Below are 2,550 nucleotides of genomic sequence, written 5' to 3'. Positions count from 1 at the left end.
CCCCGCCGCCAGCCCGACGTAGTACGAGTGGCGAATCCAGAGCTTCGGCGCGCGCCTATGCGCCTCACGCAGATACTCTCGGGCGATTGCCGCCGTCAACTTCCGCTGTCCCGTCATGGCGCGGCAAAAAGCTCCAACAACTCGCCCGCTGCAAACTTTTCCACCGACATTCCTTCATCACCCCACACATTTTTCATCCGTCGGCTTCACGAGGTCAAGAATGTTGATGACGTTCTTGACGCGCGGAAACGCCTGATGAATCTGCTTCTCGATGGTAGACATCAGAGAAACGACAGGCACGACGACCGTATCGATCTTCTCCGCATCCAAAATCTCAGGGCTGTGGATGAGATGCCCATCGACCTCGCTGCCCTGCTTGATCTTCGAATTGTCAATGAGAAAGACGCCCGCCGCTCCGACGAAAGGCAGGTCGGGGATCATCGTGGCAAAGTAGTCGTTGATGCCCCAGAAAGCAATCTTGCCGCATTCCTCGCGCAAAATCTCCACCGATGCCGTGATGTAGCGCACGACTTCGGGCAAGATCGGCAGTTTGTGCTTCTTGCCGCACTTCTTGCACGTCAGGACGTTGCGCGTGAAAAATCGCACGTTCTCCCAGCGGTTCTCCTCGCTGCATTCCGTACATTTTCCCGTGAAGCTCAAAGCGCGGTGCGCATAATCAACATGCACGTCATGAATGTCCTCAGGCTGCAGGAAAGCGCGCTGCGGCAGGCGCATGACCTCGCCTGCAAGCCAGTCCAGCTCCTCCTTCGACATCTTCGAAAGGTTCACGACAGGGCAGCCGTCGCGGATGAACTTCACCTCGTCCTTGATGATGCCGCGTGCGAGCGCCGTCTTATAGAGCGGCGTTCCCGGATACGTCGTGATGAAGTTCAGCGTGATGCCGTATTCCGTATGCGCCTTCCACCAATCGAGCGTGCGCTTCGCCGTCTCGATCGTTTCCTCCACATCGCCGAAGATGAAGCCGCCCTGAATCGTCAGCCCGTACTGGTAGGCGAGAGCCAGAGCCTTCTCCGTCTGCTCGAAACGGATCTTCTTGTTCATGCTGCGCAGGATGCCGTCGTCTGCGCTCTCCAAACCGAAGCCCATCGTCACGCAGTTCGAGTCCTTGAGGATGCGCACCATCTCCTCCGTGACATCGCATACGCGGAACTGCGCCCACCAGCGAATGTTGTACGGCTTGATACGCGCACAGAATTCGACCACGCGCTGCATGTTGATGGCAAAAAGCTCGTCCGACACAAAGATGTACTTGATACGATACTTTTCCACGAGGAGGTCAAGTTCCTCGAAGAAATTGTCCAACGAACGCTTGCGGTAGTGACTGCCGCTCGTATGGAAGCAAAACGTGCACTGGAACGGGCACGAGCGGCTCGTCGTCATCGTGATCGCATGATCCTCGTTCATGCCGAGGAGACTCGGCACCATCGCGGCGATCTTCGAAAAGTCGAATCCCTCGTAGTCGGGGAAGGGAATCGCATCGAGATTGGCGACCTCTTTGCGCGCCTTCGTGCGCATCCAGACGCCGTCTTCACGGTAAACGATGCCCTCAACTGCCATCACATCCTCGCCGCGCTCCAAGGCATGACAAAGCGCCGGCGTCGTCTCCTCGCCCTCGCCGACGATGCCGTAGTCTGCAAACTCCAAGACCTCCATGCCCGCCGCAGGCGCACTCGTGATGATGCCGCCGCCTGCGACCGTAACGATGCGCGGATCGACATCCTTCGCCGCCTGCAAGATCTCGCGAATCGCCGGATATTGAAAAGACAGCCCGCCCGTCAGAACGACGTCGATCGAGTGCGCTCGGATCTCTTCCGCTATGATCTCGCGCGTCACACCCTCGCGGCTGTTCATGTTCAGCGTAAATACGCGAAGCCCCGACTGCTTCATGCTTGATGAAACGTAGGGGATTCCCAAAGGGAAATGATACCACTCGCCGATCGTATCGACAAAACGCGGCATGACCAACAAATAATTCATAAAAGCACCTCATGAAACACTTGCGATTGCATTCTACTATGAAAGTCCAAGAAGTCAAGCCCGAAGGGCGCAGACTGATTGGGTAACTTTCATTAAGGGCGGGGCACAATGTCTACGAAGTAGACGTTTGTGCGTGTAGTTTACTATGAAACCCCAAGAAGTCAAGCCGAAGGGCGCAGACTGATTGGCTAGGTTTCTGTAAGGGCGGCGCACTTTTGTCCACAAAGTGGACGTTTGTGCGTGTAGTTTATCAAAGATCTTGAAATTTTTGCAGCACTCGCTCTGCATCTTGATCGAGCACATCTTCCTCGAACATCGCATAGCGATACTGTCTGCACTTCGCGCACGTCGTATACGCGGCCTTTTCGCCGCGAAGCTGGGTTTCGAGGAAGGCGCGCAAGCGTTCGCCCTGCCAGACTGCCCGCACGGATTCTTTCGCAACGTCGCCCAATACCGCCGCCGTTTCCATAGCGCAGCATGGAACCATCTTGCCGTCGGGATTGAACTGCATCATGTAAAACGGCTGCGGGCAAACCTTTGCCATGCGCACGG

At 56.3% G+C, this 2,550-nt stretch carries 2 protein-coding genes; both read right to left on the bottom strand.

The genetic code is table 11. The features are described 5' to 3' along the window. Nucleotides 1–177 precede the first annotated feature (177 nt). The gene (locus ACTTKG_RS10300) at nucleotides 178–1,998 is read right to left on the bottom strand and encodes a B12-binding domain-containing radical SAM protein (RefSeq protein WP_442674108.1); all 1,821 of its coding nucleotides are present in this window, start codon (nucleotides 1,996–1,998) and stop codon (nucleotides 178–180) included. 250 nt (nucleotides 1,999–2,248) lie between these two features. Next, on the bottom strand, nucleotides 2,249–2,550 hold a 302-nt coding region (locus tag ACTTKG_RS10295), incomplete at its 5' end, for an SPASM domain-containing protein (protein ID WP_442674107.1).

Source organism: Selenomonas sp. (assembly GCF_052169755.1).
Classification (GTDB): Bacteria; Bacillota; Negativicutes; order Selenomonadales; family Selenomonadaceae; genus Selenomonas.
Note: the sequence above shows the minus strand (reverse complement) of the source record. Positions and strands in the feature narration are given on the sequence as shown.

What these genes read in the sequence shown, in the direction of transcription:
- ACTTKG_RS10300 (WP_442674108.1), bottom strand. Translation starts at nt 1,998, where the DNA reads ATGAATTATTTGTTGGTCATGCCGCGTTTTGTCGATACGATCGGCGAG.